The organism is Microlunatus ginsengisoli (genome assembly GCF_039537205.1).
GTDB classification, from domain to species: Bacteria; Actinomycetota; Actinomycetes; order Propionibacteriales; family Propionibacteriaceae; genus Microlunatus; species Microlunatus ginsengisoli.
Map to the genome: position 1 here is coordinate 128448 of NZ_BAABAB010000014.1, position 14154 is coordinate 142601.

A 14154-nucleotide genomic window follows, 5' to 3' on the forward strand; every position below is an offset into this window, starting at 1 on the left:
CCGACGAACGAGCCGGCCTGGAGCGCAGCGGAGCGCGAGAGCGAGGCTTGCCGAGCGGAGCAATCAAAACTCAGTACTCTTCGCCGCGCTTGAGCCGCGGGGCGGGCATCCGGAACCGACGGATCTGGATCGAGCGGTTCATGCCGTACATCAGCAGGCCCTTGGTCGAGGCCTTCGGCAGTCGCTCAGCGAGCACCTTCTTGAACCCGCGCCACATCAAGAAGCAGTCCAGCAGCACGAGCAGGATGAAGGCGTACATCACGACGGTGCTGATCAGGGCGATCTTCGGGATGGTGGTGCTGAGGAAGGTCAGCGCGAGGATGACCACCAGCGCGGGCAGCAGGAACTCGCCGATGCTGAACCGCGAGTCGACGTAGTCGCGCATCAGTGCCTTCTCCGGCACCGCCTCGCGAGCGCTCATCGACTTCGCCCGCTCGATCCGGTTCTGCCGGGAGGACTCGGCCCGGGCCTCCTTCTTCGTCATGGTGCGGGTGACCCGCTGGCGCCGGGCGTCCTCGGCCTCCTTGCGGCTGGGCGTGGGGCGACCCTTCTTCGGCGTCTGGCCGCCGAGTCCGACCTCCTGCACCAGCGGCGGGGGAGTCTCCGGCTCCTCCTCGGAGGCCGGCTTTCGCCCGAACAGTGCCACGATGTCCTCTCCTCGAAGCAGCGGATCCGACTGCGGCGCTACTGCCGCGGGTCAGGGTCGGACCGCCGAACCCCGGAATTCTCTCAGGGGGTCGACCCAAAACGAAACTACTCCCTGTGACGCGCTGTGTCGTGGTTTCGGGTCGGGCATACGCTGGAAGCCTGTGATGTCGCGTGGCCGGCCGGGAGCGTACGGCTTGTCGGAGAGCCGCGCACTCGTGACCGGAAGGACCAGCCACAGCTCATGGGCATCTTTCAGCGCATGTCGACGATCTTCCGCGCGAAGACCGACAAGGCCTTGGACAAGCTCGAGGATCCACGCGAGACGCTCGACTACTCCTACCAGCGGCAGCTGGAACTGCTCCAGAAGGTGCGCCGGGGGGTGGCCGACGTCGCGACCAGCCGCAAGCGGGTGGAGATCCAGGCGAACCAGCTCAACCTGCAGATCGACAAGCTGACCCAGCAGGCGCAGAAGGCGCTGGAGGTCGGTCGCGAGGACCTGGCGCGCGAAGCGCTGACCCGCCGGTCCGGTCTGCAGCAACAGCTCGCCGACCTGCAGCAGCAGCACGCGCAGCTGCAGGGGGAGGAGGAGAAGCTGACCCGGGCCAGCCAGCGGCTGCAGGCCAAGGTCGACGCGTTCCGGACCCGCAAGGAGACGATCAAAGCGACGTACTCGGCGGCCGAGGCGCAGACCCGGATCAACGAGGCGTTCTCCGGGATCAGCGAGGAGATGGGCGACGTCGGTCTCGCGATCCAGCGGGCCGAGGACAAGACGGCACAGATGCAGGCGCGGGCCGGCGCGATCGACGAGCTGCTCGCCAGCGGTGCGCTGGAGGATCCGACCGGGATGGCGAAGGACGACATCACCCTGGAGCTGGAGCAACTCGCGTCGAGCTCCGACGTGGAGAACGAGCTGGCTCGGATGAAGGCGTCGCTCGGCGCCGGATCGAGTGCGTCGGCGCCGGCGATCGAGGGCCAGCCGACCGGGCAGGTGATGCCGGGTCAGGGCGTGCCGCAGGCGTCCCAGCAGGCGGCCCCGCAACAGTCGCCCCCGCAGCTTCCGGGTCAGGGTCAGCCGGGCGGCTATCAACAGCCCCAGCAGTACGACCCGCAGCAGACGCAGCCGAACGCGGGGGAGCTGCGGTGATCGTTCGCATCCTCGGTGAAGGCCAGTGGGAGGTGGGCGACGCCGCGGTCTCGGATCTGAACGACCTGGACGCCGAGGTCGAGCGTGCCGTCGCCGCCGACGACCAGGAGGAGTTGACGGCGGCGCTGAGCCGGCTGCTGGGCGAGGTCCGCAGCGCCGGCACCGCGCTGTCGGACGACGACCTGCGCGACTCCGACCTGATCCTGCCGGGCGCCGACGCGACGGTGGTCGACGTGCGAGCTCTGCTGAACCCGACCGGCGAGGGCCTGATCCCGGGCTGAGGCTCTCGGACACCTGCGCCGTTCCGGCAATGCGTCGGTGCGGATGACCGGAACAGGTTCAGTTCCGCGGAACGATTCGCGGGCGGTCATGCCGACATTTCCCGTGGTGGCCGCACGCTACGGTGACGCAGGTCGTCGGCCACGCCCAGTTCCTCGGCGACCGCAGAAGCCACGCGGCCCGCGGTCGCAAGATCGGCCGCGCCGACTCGTCGGCCCAGCCGCTCGGTGAGGTCCGACCGGGCGGCGCGAGCGCGGGAGACCGTCGTGTGGCCGCGGTCGGTGAGCGAGACCAGCCGCCGGCGGCCGTCGGCCGGATCGGACGACAAGGCCGCGTAGCCGGCAGTGACGAGCTGACCCACCGACTTCGAGACCGCCTGCTGGGTGATCCCGAGCTCGCCCGCGATGTCGCCGATCGAACGCGGGCCGTCGATCAGCCGCTGCACCACGTACCCGTGGCTGACCCTGAGCTCGGTCAGCCCGTCGCCGGCGAGCGTGGAGAGGACGTACTCGTCGACGGCGGGGCCGAGCAGCGACAGCAGCACGACGAAGGACAGATCGGGCGTAGACACACAACCATAGTTGTGGATATGGTCGAGCATGTCCACAACCAAGGTTGAAGAACTGGTTCGCCGGTACGTCGCCGCCGTCGCCGACCTCGGCGTCGACGAGGCAGAGGTGGCCGAGCTGCTCGACCCCGAGCTGGAACTGGTCGAGCACCCGAACCCGATCTCACCCACCGGGTCTCGCACCGACCGGGCCGGTGCGCTGGCCGCGCTCCGTGCCGGGCGGGAGCTGCTCGCCGAGCAGTCGTTCGTGATCACGGCGCTGATGGTCGACGAGGACCGGGTGGCGTTGCAGGCGACCTGGTCCGGCGTCACGGCTCACGATCGCGGGCCGCTCGCGGCCGGCACTCGACTCATGGCCGAGATCGGAGCGTTCGTGACCGTGCGAGACGGCCGGATCCTCCGCCACGAGACGTACGACTGCTATCTGCCGCCGCGATCACCGGCGCCGGAACGGCGCTGAACGGAATCGGTTCGCGCCGGGTGCTCAGTCGCGCGAGGTCTCGCCCGGCAGGTCGAGCATCCGCTGCAGCGCCTCCTTGGCATAGCGCTCGGTCTCCGCGTCCACGGTGATCTGGTTGACCACCTCGCCCGCGACCAGGCTCTCCAGAGCCCACACCAGGTGCGGCAGGTCGATCCGGTTCATCGTCGCGCAGTAGCAGACGTGCTGCTCCAGGAACGAGATCTGCTTGTCCGGATGATTCGCGGCGAGCCGCTTGACCAGATTCAGCTCGGTCCCGATCGCCCAGGACGAGCCCGCGGGGGCCTGCTCGATGGTGCGGATGATGAACTCGGTGGACCCGATCTGGTCGGCCTTGAGCACCACCTCGTGCTGGCACTCCGGATGGACCATGACCTGGACCCCCGGGATCCGGCCCCGCACCTCGTCCACGGCCTCGGGAGTGAAGCGCCCGTGCACCGAGCAGTGGCCCTTCCAGAGGATCATCGTGGCGGCCCGGAGCTGCTCGGGGCTGACGCCGCCGCCGGGGCGGCGCGGGTCATAGACAACGCAGTCGTCGAGCCCCAACCCGAGCTGGAGCACGGCGGTGTTGCGACCGAGATGCTGGTCGGGCAGGAACAAGACCTTCTGGCCCCGGCGGAAGGCCCACTCCAGCACGGCCTGGGCATTCGAGGACGTGCAGACGACGCCGCCGTTGCGGCCGCAGAACGCCTTGATGTCGGCGGAGGAGTTCATGTAGGTGACCGGCACGGTCACGTCCGCGATCCCGGCGTCGGCCAGGGTGTCCCAGGCGTCCTCGACCTGCGCCAGCCGGGCCATGTCGGCCATCGAGCAGCCCGCGGCCAGGTCGGGCAGGATCACCTTCTGCTCCGGCGCGGTGAGGATGTCGGCGGACTCGGCCATGAAATGGACGCCGCAGAACACGATGTACTCGGCGTCCGGCCGGGCGGCCGCGTCCTTGGCGAGCTTGAACGAGTCGCCGGTGACGTCGGCGAACTGGATGACCTCGTCGCGCTGGTAGTGGTGGCCCAGCACGAACACCCGGCTGCCGAGCGCCTCCTTGGCCCGCCGCGCCCGCTCGACCAGGCCCGGATCCGACGCCGGCGGCAGGTCGCCGGGGCACTCCACCCCGCGCTCGGAGTGCAGGTCCGACTGGGTGCCCAGAATGTAGAGCGAGAGGCTCCGCTTGCCCGGTGCCGTCGGCAGCTCGGGCGAGGTGGTGGTCATTCGATCAGGGTAGCCGCTGCAGGGGTGCCCATCCGGGGATGACCGCCCACAGATCGCGGAGCAGCGCGACCTCCGCGAGGTGGTGGATGCACTCGCGGTGGATGTGCAGAACCAAGGCGGCCATGCTCAGCTGCTCGCGGCCCTGCTCCCGACACCGACCGGCCAGCCCGGCCTCGCCGAGACCGCGCACGCCCTCGGTCCAGACCCGGTAGCCCTCGTCCAGCCGGCGGAGCGCCTCGTCCGCCGAGCCGGGCAGCTCCGAGTCGTACGAGACCGCCGGTCCACCGAAGTAGCGTGCGTTCCGGTCACCGAAGACGCCGACGATCAGGTGGGTCAGCCGCCAGGCGATGGTCGTCACCGGCGGCGGTTCCGGCGGTGGAAAGGCCCAGTCGATCACGTAGTCGTTCCCGCCGGGCCCGGCTTCGGCCGCGGCCCGCGCTCGGACATTCCAGGCACCGTCGACGGGCTCCCAGAAGTACTCCTCGTTGACCAGACCGTCCAATCGCGGTCGGGCCTGGGCCGTCCAGTGCCAGCCGAGCTGGTCGAGCAGCTCGGCGTTCCAGTTGATGGGGGAGGGACTCTGCACCATGTGCCCAGGTTTGCAGTCGGCACTGACAGCTCTGCGATTCGGCCGGATCGCCCGGGACCGTCGGAGGCAGAGCGGGATCGACTGGCAGCATGGGCGCGGTGCGCATCCTGGTAGCCAGCGACCGGATCGGCTCGGCGAGCTCGCTGCGCGCCGGACGTCTGATCGCCGCCGGCTGGCCGGAGGCGGCGACCCGCGTCATGCCCGTCGGTGCGGCCGGAGCCGGCTTCATCGAGGCGTACGCGGCCGCGATCGGCGTCGAGGCCGAGCGCGCCGCCGGCCCCGACGGTGTGGCGACGACCGTGCGGTCGACCGCTGGCTGGGCGGTCGGCTGGGAGCCGGCGGCCGCCCCCGCCGCCGAGCTGCCGTACGGGGTGAGTTCCGCGCCGCTGGGCACCGCGCTCCGGTCGGCGCTGGCCGGCGGTGCGTCCAGGGTCTTCGTCGATCTCGCCGGACCGGACGTGCACGACGCGGGCGCCGGCCTGCTGGCCGCCCTGGGTGCGCGGGCGGACGTTCCGCTCGACGGCGGAGTCGAGCCGCTGGCTCGATTGAGCACGCTCGACCTCGACGCGGTGCGCACAGCGGTCGGGAAGACCGAACTGATCGGGGTCGTGCCCGAGGGTGAGCCGGCGGCCCTGCTGCTCGGGCTGCGCGGCATCACGTCGCGGCGCGGACGAGAATACGGCGAGGATCCCGCCCGGATGTTGGCGGCCGACGCGGCGCTGGAGCGCTTCGCGGGCGTGGTCGCACCCGGGCTGGCCGCGGCGGCCGGGTCGGGCGCCTGCGGTGGGCTCGGCCTTGCGCTGCTGGCGCTTGGCGGACGGCTGGCGACTGGACCGAGCGTGACTTTGACCACAACCGACGAGGAGCCCAGGCCGGACCTGGTGCTGACGGGCTGCTCGGTGTTCGACTTCGCCCACCGCGGCGGCGAGGTGGTCGGCGCGGCGGCGCGGCTGGCCACCTCGTTGCTCGTTCCCTGCGTCCTGCTCGCCGGGGAGGTGTTCGTCGGCTCGCGTGAGCAGCGCGCGATGGGCATCGAGGCGTCGTACGCCGTCCGTGGGGACAGCCGCACCGGGCGAGCCGGCGTTGCGCCGCACGACCCGGGCTGGTCCCCGAGCGAAGCCGCGCTCGCCGACCTGTCCCGGCGCGTCGCCCGTACCTGGACCTGGTAAGGCGAGCGCCTGCACCGTCTAGACTGAGTGCGAGCGGAATAGCCGACGCCGTATGTCGGTTGCGTTTCGGAGCAAGTCGCGTCCACCCAGTTCAGGAGACAGATATGACGGCAACGGATCAGGGCACGAGCGCCGGCCCGGCGCTCGACGGCATCATCCTCACCGACGGCGCCGCCGGCAAGGTGAAGGCGCTGCTCGACGGCGAGGGCCGAGACGACCTGTCGCTGCGGGTGGCCGTGCAGCCGGGTGGCTGCTCGGGTCTGCGCTACCAGCTGTTCTTCGACGAGCGGAGCCTGGACGGCGACATCGTCAAGGAGTTCGGCGGCGTGAACGTGGTGACCGACCGGATGAGCGCGCCGTATCTGATGGGTGCGACCATCGATTTCGTCGACACGATCGAGAAGCAGGGGTTCACCATCGACAACCCTAACGCCACCGGCTCCTGCGCCTGCGGCGACAGCTTCCACTGAGGCTCAGGCCGCAACCGAATCTCGCGAAACTCCCTGCCCCGACCGAGTCCCGGGGCAGGGAGTTTCGTGTTCTCGGGAGTCGCGGGCGGCGGAACTGTCAGCGGCCGGCCATACCCTCGACGAGGCGGACGATGACTTCAGGAGGCGGGATGGACTGGAAGATCGAGTTGATCGCGGTGCCGGTGACCGATATCGACCGGGCGCGTGACTTCTGGGCCGGGCTCGGCTGGCACGTCGACTACGACAACACGGTGAGCGAGGAGATCAGGTTCGTCCAGATCACCCCGCCGGGCTCGGCCTGCTCGATCGCGCTCGGCAAGGGGATCAGCCCGATGGAGCCGGGCTCGCTCGACGCGGTCCAGCTGGTCATCGCCGACGCGGACGCCGCGCACGCGCTGCTGACCGAGCAGGGCGTCGACGCGGACGCGGTGGACGATCAGCCCTGGGGCCGGTTCGTCCGGTTCCGCGACCTGGACGGCAACCGTTTCACCCTGCAGCAGCTGCCCGCGTGGTCGGCGGCCCAACGCGCCTGACCACGAACCGCGGCGGGTCGGCGACGACCAGGGTATGGCCGCGCATCCGGCACCAGGCGATCAGGTCGGCGTGGGCGGCAGGGTCGTCGGCCAGCAGCTCAAGCTCGGCGCCGATCTCGATCTCGCCGATCCGCCGGGCCAGCTCGATGATCGGGCGCGGGCAGGCCATCCCGCGGCAGTCCAGCGTCACCGCGGGCCCGCTCACGGCGCCCCGAGATCCGCGCGGATCCGGCTCACGATCGGCGGCAGGGCGTCGAGCAGGGCGTCCACGTCGGCGGCCGTGGTGGTCCGGGTCAGCCCGATCCGGATGTTGCCGTGGGTCAGCGCGCCCATCGCCGCCAGCACGTGCGACGGGGTCTCGCTGCTCGCGCTGCAGGCCGACCCGCTGGCGACCGCGAAACCGGCCCGGTCCAGCTCGAGGGTCAGGGTCTCGCCGTCGACGTACAGCACCGAGCAGGTGAGCAGATGAGGCACCCGAGCGTCGGGATCGCCGACCACGTCCACGTCCGGCACCCGCTCCCCGATGCCGTGGCGCAGCCGCCCGACCAGCGCGTGCTGGTGCGCTGCCAGCCGCGCGCGGTCTGCCAGCCAGGTCTCCAGCGCGACCGCCGCCGCCACGATCGCCGGTACGTCCGGCGCGCCCGGCCACCGCCCGTTCTGGTAGTCGTCGACCGGGTACGGCGCCCGCCACCGGACCCCTCGCCGGATCACCAGGATCCCGACCGACGCCGGCCCGCCGAACGCTGCCGCGGCGCCGGTCAGCACCGACCAACCGGCCTCCGGTGAGGTCAGGTCGAGCCGGCCCAGGGCGGATGTCGCGTCGAGCAGCAGTGGTACGTCCGCCGCCCGGCACAGCTGCGCCGCCGCCGGATAGGGCTGCACGGTGCCGACTTCGTGGTTGGCGACCTGGAGGGCGGCGGCGGCGACCTCGCCCTCGGCGAGCGCCGCGCGCCAGCGGTCGAGGTCGAGATGCCCCTGCCCGTCCACCGGAACGCTCACCGGCCGACCGTGGCCGCCGGCGGCCGCCAGCACCGAGGAGTGCTCGATCGCGGACGTCACGATCCGCGTCCCGACCCGGCGCCGTCCGCGCGCCAGGCCGGCGACCGCGGCATAACTCGACTGCACTCCGGAGCCGGTGAAGACCACCTCGTCGGGGCGGGCGCCGACCGCGGCGGCCACCACCTCGCGCGCCCGGTCGAGCGCCTGCGCGGCCAGCCGCCCGGGTCGGTGCAGCCGCAGCGGGTCGCCCCAGCCTGCCTGCTGGCCGGCCAGCCAGGCGTCCCTCGCCTCCGGCAGCAGCGGCTCGGCGGAGGACCCGTCCAGATACACAGGTCTTCCCAGCGGCGGCACACCCGAAACTTACGCCAGACCAAGCGATGTCGCCCGCGTCGGCCTGCGTTAGTGTGTGCCTACGACGTCGGTCGGTTTCATGATCGTCCGGCCGTGCGTCGCGCTGCAGTTCGACCAGACGGTGAACCAGAAAGGCTCGACGTGGGTGGCATCACATCGCGGTCCGCACGCCGGCTGCTGCTGGCCGGGCTGTCCCTCGGTGTCCTGGCGCTCTCCGGGTGCACGGAGGCCGACATCCAGCAGTGGAAGCGGCTCGGCCTGCCAGCGCCGTCGGGGAACCACACCTCCTATATCGAGCATTTGTGGATCGGCGCCTGGATCGCGGCGGCGTTCGTCGGCGTTCTGGTCTGGGGCTTGATCGGCTGGGCATCGCGGCGCTACAAGCGCAAGGACCCGAGCTACATCCCGAAGCAGAATCGGTACAACCTCCCGATGGAGATCATGTACACGATCGTGCCGTTCATCATCATCGGGGTGCTCTTCTACTACACCGTGGTGACCCAGAACAAGGTGCTCGCGACGGTGCCGAATCCGGATCACACGATCGACGTGGTGGGCCAGAAGTGGTCCTGGACGTTCAACTACAAGGAGAAGGACAACCCGGCGGTCGGGCAGGACGTCTACGAGTCCGGAACGATCAACACCTCGCCCGACCTCTACCTGCCGGTCGGCCAGTCGATCCGGTTCAACCTCTCCTCACCGGACGTCATCCACTCGTTCTGGATCCCGTCGTTCTACACCAAGCTGGACGTCGTCCCCGGCCGGGACAACCACTTCTACACGACGCCGACGACCGAGGGCACCTTCCCGGGCAAGTGCGCGGAGCTGTGTGGGACGTACCACTCGGCGATGATCTTCAACGTGCACATCGTCAGCGTCGACGAATACAACGCCTACCTGAAGACGCTGATCGCCAAGGGTCAGGTCGGGGAGGCCAAGGGCCCGGCGAACGCGAACTCGCCGGTGAACCCGACTCCTGAAGCCACGCCGAAGAGCGAGGAGGGAGAGGGATGACCACCCTCGAGCGCACCGCAACGCCGGCTGAGATCGCCCAGCCGACCCGAGCCCTCGGAACGAGGATCTGGGGCTGGCTGACCACCACCGACCACAAGGTGATCGGTAACCTCTACTTCGCCACCTCGATGGGCTTCTTCCTGTTCGGCGGCGTGCTCGCCCTCGGCATCCGAGCCGAGCTTGCGCATCCCGGGCTGCAGTTCCTCTCCTACGAGGTCTACAACCAGTTCTTCACCATGCACGGCGCGATCATGCTGCTGCTGTTCGCGACCCCGCTGTTCGCGGGCTTCGCGAACGCGATCATGCCGCTGCAGATCGGCTCGCCCGACGTCGCGTTCCCGCGGCTGAACATGTTCTCCTACTGGCTGTACCTGTTCGGCGGCCTGATGGCCTGCTCCGGCTTCTTGATGCCGTCCGGCGCAGCGAGCTTCGGCTGGTTCGCGTACGCACCGCTGAACGACGCCGTGAACTCGCCCGGCGCCGGCTCCGACCTGTGGATCATGGGCTTCTACATCGCCGGCCTCGGCACCATCCTCGGCGCGGTCAACTTCGTCACCACGATCCTCACCATGCGGGCTCCGGGCCTGACCATGTTCCGGATGCCGATCTTCACTTGGAACATCTTCGTCACCTCGATCCTGGTGCTGATGGTGTTCCCGGTGTTCGGGGCTGCGCTGTTGGTGCTGGAAGCCGATCGGCGCCTCGGCGCGCACGTGCTGGACGCCGCCAACGGCGGACCGATCCTGTGGCAGCACCTGTTCTGGTTCTTCGGCCACCCCGAGGTGTACATCATCGCGTTGCCGTTCTTCGGCATCATCACCGAAGTCCTGCCCGTCTTCTCCAAGAAGCCGATCTTCGGCTACGTCGGTCTGGTCGGTGCGACGCTGATGATCGCGGCGTTGTCGATGGCGGTGTGGGCGCACCACATGTACGTCACCGGCGCGGTCAACCTGCCCTTCTTCTCGTTCATGACCTTCCTCATCGCCGTACCGACCGGGGTGAAGTTCTTCAACTGGATCGGCACGATGTGGGGCGGGAACATATCCATGCAGACGCCCATGCTGTGGGCCGTCGGGTTCCTCACCACGTTCCTGTTCGGCGGCATCACCGGCGTCATCCTGGCCAGCCCGCCGCTGGACTTCCAGCTGTCCGACTCCTACTTCGTGGTCGCGCACTTCCACTACGTGGTCTTCGGCACGGTCGTGTTCGCCATGTTCGCCGGCTACTACTTCTGGTGGCCGAAGTTCACCGGCCGGATGCTGGACGAGAACCTCGGCAAGGTCCACTTCTGGATGCTGTTCATCGGCTTCCACACCACCTTCTTGGTGCAGCACTGGCTCGGCGTCGAGGGCATGCCGCGTCGCTATGCCGACTATCTGCCGAACGAGGGCTTCACCACGCTGAACGAGATCTCCTCCGCCGGCGCGTTCCTGCTCGGCGCGTCCGTGATCCCCTTCTTCTGGAACGTGATCAAGTCGCGGAAGAACCCGCTGGTGAACACCGACGATCCGTGGGGCTGGGGCCGGTCGCTGGAGTGGGCCACCTCCTGCCCGCCGCCGCGGCACAACTTCACCTCGCTGCCGCGGATCCGGTCGGAGTCGCCGGCCTTCGACCTGCACCATCCCGAGGTCGCCGCGGCCGAGTACGCCGACAACCTGACCCCGTCGGGCAAGCTGGTCGACGCCGGTGACGACACCGGAAGGGCCGAGGAGCTCGTCGCCCGGGCGCAGGGCAAGTCCGACGATCCGGCGGTCGCCTACGAGGCGGATCATCCCAGTCAGTCGCCCGAGCCCGGTGAGGGAGAACGCCCGTGAGGATCGAGGCCCGGATCTTCATCATCCTGACGATCTTCTTCCTGCTGGTCACCCCGATCTACTGGTTCATCAGCCACGAGATCACCGGCGCGGTCGCGCTCACGCTGACCTTCTTCCTCTGCTTGATGCTCTCGTTGTTCCTGACCCTGGTCGCCCGGCGGATCGACGAGCGGCCGGAGGATCGCAAGGACGGCGAGATCGCCGAGGGTGCGGGGGAGCTGGGCTTCTTCCCGCCTCGGTCGGCCTGGCCGCTGCTGCTCGCCGGGACCGTGGTGCTGGCGGTGCTGGGCCCGGTGTTCGGTTGGTGGCTGCTGCTGCTCGGCCTCGGGCTCGGCGGCGTGGCGCTGACCGGCTGGGTGTACGAGTTCTACCGCGGAGACCACGCGCACTAGCCTTTGGGCTCACTCGCTCCGGCGGCGCTGAACGCGACTCGATTCGTCAGGATGCGCACGACGGAAGAGCGTTGTCGTGCGGATCCCTCCTCACTCGCCGCGGCGCCGTCCTCCGCTCGTTTCGCCGTCGGCTTGCGCTCGGTGCAGGACGCTGCCTCTGACGTTCGCCCCTCTGTCCGCTCGGCCGCTAACGTTCCCTGAGCCCTTCGACAAGCTCAGGCAGGCTCTGTCGAAGGGCGGCGCTCACCCGAGCTCACCGGGGATGAGGACTGCGGGCGCCGTCGAGGAGGATGGTGGCGAGGTCGGCGGCGTAGCGGTCCTTGTCGAGGTCGGGGTGTTCCTCGAGGTAGTCGAGCATGCCGTCGACCGCCGCCTGGTAGCTGACGGCCAGGATCCGGGGGTCGAGCGACGGGTTGATGTCTCCCTCGCGTTGGCCGCGTCGGAAGATCGCCTCCTGGGCGGCGAACATGTCCTCGTAGTCGGCGAGGCTGAGCCGTTGTGACCCGTCGGGGGTGCGCAGGTTCGCGATGATCTCCTGCACCGCGCGCCGCTCGGCCCGATGCTCGGTCAGGATCCGGGTGGCCGCCCGGATGGCATCGCGAATCACTACGGGGGCGGGCGCCGTGAGGTCGAGGCGACCGCCGATGGAACGCGCGATAGCCATCACGGTCCGTCGCGCCGTCTGCACCATCAGGTCGTCGAGGTCGGCGAAGTAGTGCCAGAGCAGTCCCTTGGACACTCCTGCCTGCTGGACGATCGCGTCCGCGGTCGCCCCGCGGTAGCCCTGCGCGGCGAGCACGGCGACCGCCGCCGAGACCAGCTGGTCACGACGTTCCTCGGCACCGAGGCGCCGGCGGGGCTGGGGGACCGGATCGCTCATCCGTGTCGCGCGACCCGGACCACCGCGAGCACCACCAGCCCCATCAGCACGGCGATGCCGATCATCTCGACTCGCATCCAGCCGGGAAACAGACCGGGGATCAATGATTCGACGACGTTCACGACCGCCAATACTCCCGCGATGATGCCGACGGCCCGCAGAGCGCCTCGCGAACCCTGGCGAGCGGCTCGCAATCGGAGGGGCAGCAAGATCGCGAAGACGGCCACGATGGCGGCATGTACCCAGGCCTCGGTCGTCGCCCGCGGCGAGCCGACCGCGGTCAGCACGACGAGCGCGGCGATCGTACCGGCGACGACGGCGACGTACCCGGTGACCAGACCGCTCAGCAGCCGGACGGACGAGCTGGTTTCGATGCTGTTGACCATGCAGTCAATAATATTGACTAGACGGTCAATAAGCAACGAACCATCACCTACGGCAGATCGCGAGGCGGCGAGCAGCGGCCCGGCCGGTTCCGGCGGGCACAATGGTCGGCATGTGCCGCAACATTCGTCAGCTCCACAACTTCGAGCCGCCGGCCACCAGCCGGGAGGTGCACGATGCCGCGCTGCAGTACGTCCGCAAGGTCGCGGGGACGACGAAGCCGTCTCAGTCCAATCAGGCGGCGTTCGACGAGGCCGTACACGCGATCGCGCACGCCACCCAGCACCTGCTCGACCACCTGACCACCTCCGCCCCGCCGAAGAATCGCGAGGAAGAGGCGATCAAGGCGCGTGCTCGGGCCGAGAAGCGCTACGCCACCGCCTGAGGCCATGACGGCTCGCGAAGTCCTCCGGTACGCCGCGTTCACCGTGGGGGGTGACGGCGGCAATCCAGCGGGCATCGTTCTCGATGCCGACGGCATGTCCGAGACGGAGATGCTGGCCGTTGCCGCCGAGGTCGGCTACTCCGAGACCGCCTTCCTGACCGCCCGGGCGGAGTCGGGGACGTACGACGTCCGCTACTTCGCGCCGGAGCGGGAGGTGCCGTTCTGCGGTCACGCGACGATCGCGTCGGCGGTCGCCCTGGCCGAGCGCGGCGCACCGGCGGACCTGGCGTTCCGGACGCCGGCGGGACTGGTCGGGGTCCGCACGTCGAGCGACGTCGACGGCCCGATCGCCGAGCTGACCAGCGTCGAGCCGACCGTTCGGCAGCCCGATCCAGAGCTCGTCGACGCCGCCTTGGGCGCGCTGCACTGGACCGCTGACGAGCTGGATCCGGCGTATCCCGTCATGATCGCCGACGCCGGCGCCGCTCATCTGATCCTCGTGGTCCGGACCCGACGCCGGCTGGCCGAGCTGGCGTACGACTTCGGTGTGCTCGCGGCCCTGATGCGCGAGCACGACCTGGTCACCCTGCAGCTGGTCTGGCCGGAATCAGCCCTGCTGTTTCACGCCCGCGACCCGTTCCCGCCCGGGGGAGTGGTCGAGGACCCGGCGACCGGGGCGGCGGCCGCGGCGTTCGGCGGCTATCTGCGCGAGCTTGGCCTGATCGAGGTGCCGGCGACGTTCACCATCCGGCAGGGCGAGGACATGGGCCGGTCCAGCGAGCTCACGGTCGAGCTGGTCCGCGGTGAGCCCGGCGTCCGAGTTCGCGGACACGCCGGCCCGATCGCCTGAA

19 protein-coding genes are annotated in these 14154 nt (G+C 69.7%); 11 read left to right on the top strand and 8 right to left on the bottom strand.

The annotated features are described in order from the left end of the window. Window positions 1–70: 70 nt before the first annotated feature. Window positions 71–646 carry a DUF3043 domain-containing protein gene (locus tag ABD747_RS09940; RefSeq protein WP_344803936.1) on the bottom strand — a complete coding sequence of 192 codons (576 nt, stop codon included), beginning with the start codon at window positions 644–646 and terminating at the stop codon, window positions 71–73. Between the two features lie 243 nt (window positions 647–889). Here ABD747_RS09940 and ABD747_RS09945 point away from each other — a divergent pair, with 243 nt between their 5' ends. Together ABD747_RS09945 and pspAA are read left to right on the top strand one after the other, a co-directional pair. Further along, window positions 890–1792, top strand: coding sequence for a PspA/IM30 family protein (locus tag ABD747_RS09945; RefSeq protein WP_344803938.1), 903 nt, complete (start codon window positions 890–892; stop codon window positions 1790–1792). Continuing rightward, window positions 1789–2073, top strand: a complete 285-nt coding sequence (gene pspAA, locus ABD747_RS09950; RefSeq protein WP_344803940.1) for a PspA-associated protein PspAA — start codon at window positions 1789–1791, stop codon at window positions 2071–2073. Before ABD747_RS09945 ends, pspAA begins: the two co-directional genes overlap by 4 nt. A gap of 86 nt (window positions 2074–2159) precedes the next feature. Here pspAA and ABD747_RS09955 read toward each other — a convergent pair whose 3' ends face one another. Continuing rightward, a complete protein-coding gene (locus ABD747_RS09955; protein WP_344803942.1) occupies window positions 2160–2642 on the bottom strand; it encodes a MarR family winged helix-turn-helix transcriptional regulator in 483 nt (160 codons plus the stop codon). 28 nt (window positions 2643–2670) lie between these two features. Between ABD747_RS09955 and ABD747_RS09960 the strand changes: the two genes are divergently transcribed. After that, the gene (locus ABD747_RS09960; RefSeq protein WP_344803944.1) at window positions 2671–3099 is read left to right on the top strand and encodes a nuclear transport factor 2 family protein; all 429 of its coding nucleotides are present in this window, start codon (window positions 2671–2673) and stop codon (window positions 3097–3099) included. A gap of 24 nt (window positions 3100–3123) precedes the next feature. On the opposite strand, the gene nadA is transcribed toward ABD747_RS09960, so the two are convergent. Both nadA and ABD747_RS09970 read right to left on the bottom strand, forming a co-directional pair. Beyond that, on the bottom strand, window positions 3124–4323 hold the full coding sequence (gene nadA / locus ABD747_RS09965) for a quinolinate synthase NadA (protein ID WP_344803946.1): 1200 nt from the start codon (window positions 4321–4323) through the stop codon (window positions 3124–3126). Between the two features lie 4 nt (window positions 4324–4327). Continuing rightward, on the bottom strand, window positions 4328–4912 hold the full coding sequence (locus ABD747_RS09970; RefSeq protein ID WP_344803948.1) for a DinB family protein: 585 nt from the start codon (window positions 4910–4912) through the stop codon (window positions 4328–4330). Window positions 4913–5010: 98 nt separating this feature from the next. Here ABD747_RS09970 and ABD747_RS09975 point away from each other — a divergent pair, with 98 nt between their 5' ends. The 3 genes from ABD747_RS09975 to ABD747_RS09985 all read left to right on the top strand — a co-directional run bounded on the left by ABD747_RS09975 (window position 5011) and on the right by ABD747_RS09985 (window position 7084). Further along, a complete protein-coding gene (locus tag ABD747_RS09975) occupies window positions 5011–6081 on the top strand; it encodes a glycerate kinase (RefSeq protein WP_344803950.1) in 1071 nt (356 codons plus the stop codon). A 104-nt stretch (window positions 6082–6185) separates the two neighbouring features. Beyond that, complete coding sequence (locus ABD747_RS09980) at window positions 6186–6551, top strand: HesB/IscA family protein (RefSeq protein WP_344803952.1); 366 nt, start codon at window positions 6186–6188, stop codon at window positions 6549–6551. Window positions 6552–6700: 149 nt separating this feature from the next. Continuing rightward, entirely contained in the window at window positions 6701–7084 is a 384-nt protein-coding gene (locus ABD747_RS09985) for a VOC family protein (RefSeq protein ID WP_344803954.1), read from the top strand. Here ABD747_RS09985 and ABD747_RS09990 read toward each other — a convergent pair. Together ABD747_RS09990 and ABD747_RS09995 are read right to left on the bottom strand one after the other, a co-directional pair. Further along, window positions 7038–7289, bottom strand: coding sequence for a sulfurtransferase TusA family protein (locus ABD747_RS09990; protein ID WP_344803956.1), 252 nt, complete (start codon window positions 7287–7289; stop codon window positions 7038–7040). The two genes, ABD747_RS09985 and ABD747_RS09990, sit on opposite strands and share 47 nt — an antisense overlap. Next, on the bottom strand, window positions 7286–8434 hold the full coding sequence (locus ABD747_RS09995) for a cysteine desulfurase family protein (RefSeq protein ID WP_344803958.1): 1149 nt from the start codon (window positions 8432–8434) through the stop codon (window positions 7286–7288). The genes ABD747_RS09990 and ABD747_RS09995 overlap by 4 nt, the downstream gene beginning before the upstream one ends. A 141-nt stretch (window positions 8435–8575) precedes the next feature. Between ABD747_RS09995 and ctaC the strand changes: the two genes are divergently transcribed. Genes ctaC through ABD747_RS10010 form a run of 3 tightly spaced genes read left to right on the top strand, consistent with a single transcriptional unit; the run spans window position 8576 to window position 11654 of the window. Continuing rightward, the gene (gene ctaC / locus ABD747_RS10000) at window positions 8576–9448 is read left to right on the top strand and encodes an aa3-type cytochrome oxidase subunit II (RefSeq protein WP_344803960.1); all 873 of its coding nucleotides are present in this window, start codon (window positions 8576–8578) and stop codon (window positions 9446–9448) included. After that, a complete protein-coding gene (gene ctaD / locus ABD747_RS10005) occupies window positions 9445–11262 on the top strand; it encodes an aa3-type cytochrome oxidase subunit I (RefSeq protein WP_344803962.1) in 1818 nt (605 codons plus the stop codon). Before ctaC ends, ctaD begins: the two co-directional genes overlap by 4 nt. Further along, window positions 11259–11654: a cytochrome c oxidase subunit 4 gene (locus tag ABD747_RS10010; RefSeq protein WP_344803964.1), complete on the top strand. Its 396-nt coding sequence runs from the start codon at window positions 11259–11261 to the stop codon at window positions 11652–11654. Before ctaD ends, ABD747_RS10010 begins: the two co-directional genes overlap by 4 nt. 253 nt (window positions 11655–11907) lie before the next feature. On the opposite strand, the gene ABD747_RS10015 is transcribed toward ABD747_RS10010, so the two are convergent. Both ABD747_RS10015 and ABD747_RS10020 read right to left on the bottom strand, forming a co-directional pair. Then, window positions 11908–12534 (bottom strand): TetR/AcrR family transcriptional regulator, encoded by a 627-nt coding sequence (locus ABD747_RS10015; protein WP_344803966.1) that lies wholly within the window; start codon window positions 12532–12534, stop codon window positions 11908–11910. Further along, window positions 12531–12920, bottom strand: coding sequence for a hypothetical protein (locus ABD747_RS10020; RefSeq protein WP_344803968.1), 390 nt, complete (start codon window positions 12918–12920; stop codon window positions 12531–12533). Before ABD747_RS10020 ends, ABD747_RS10015 begins: the two co-directional genes overlap by 4 nt. 110 nt (window positions 12921–13030) lie before the next feature. Between ABD747_RS10020 and ABD747_RS10025 the strand changes: the two genes are divergently transcribed. Together ABD747_RS10025 and ABD747_RS10030 are read left to right on the top strand one after the other, a co-directional pair. Continuing rightward, a complete protein-coding gene (locus ABD747_RS10025) occupies window positions 13031–13303 on the top strand; it encodes a DUF2277 domain-containing protein (RefSeq protein WP_344803970.1) in 273 nt (90 codons plus the stop codon). A gap of 4 nt (window positions 13304–13307) precedes the next feature. Beyond that, entirely contained in the window at window positions 13308–14153 is an 846-nt protein-coding gene (locus tag ABD747_RS10030) for a PhzF family phenazine biosynthesis protein (RefSeq protein ID WP_344803972.1), read from the top strand. Window position 14154: the final 1 nt, after the last annotated feature.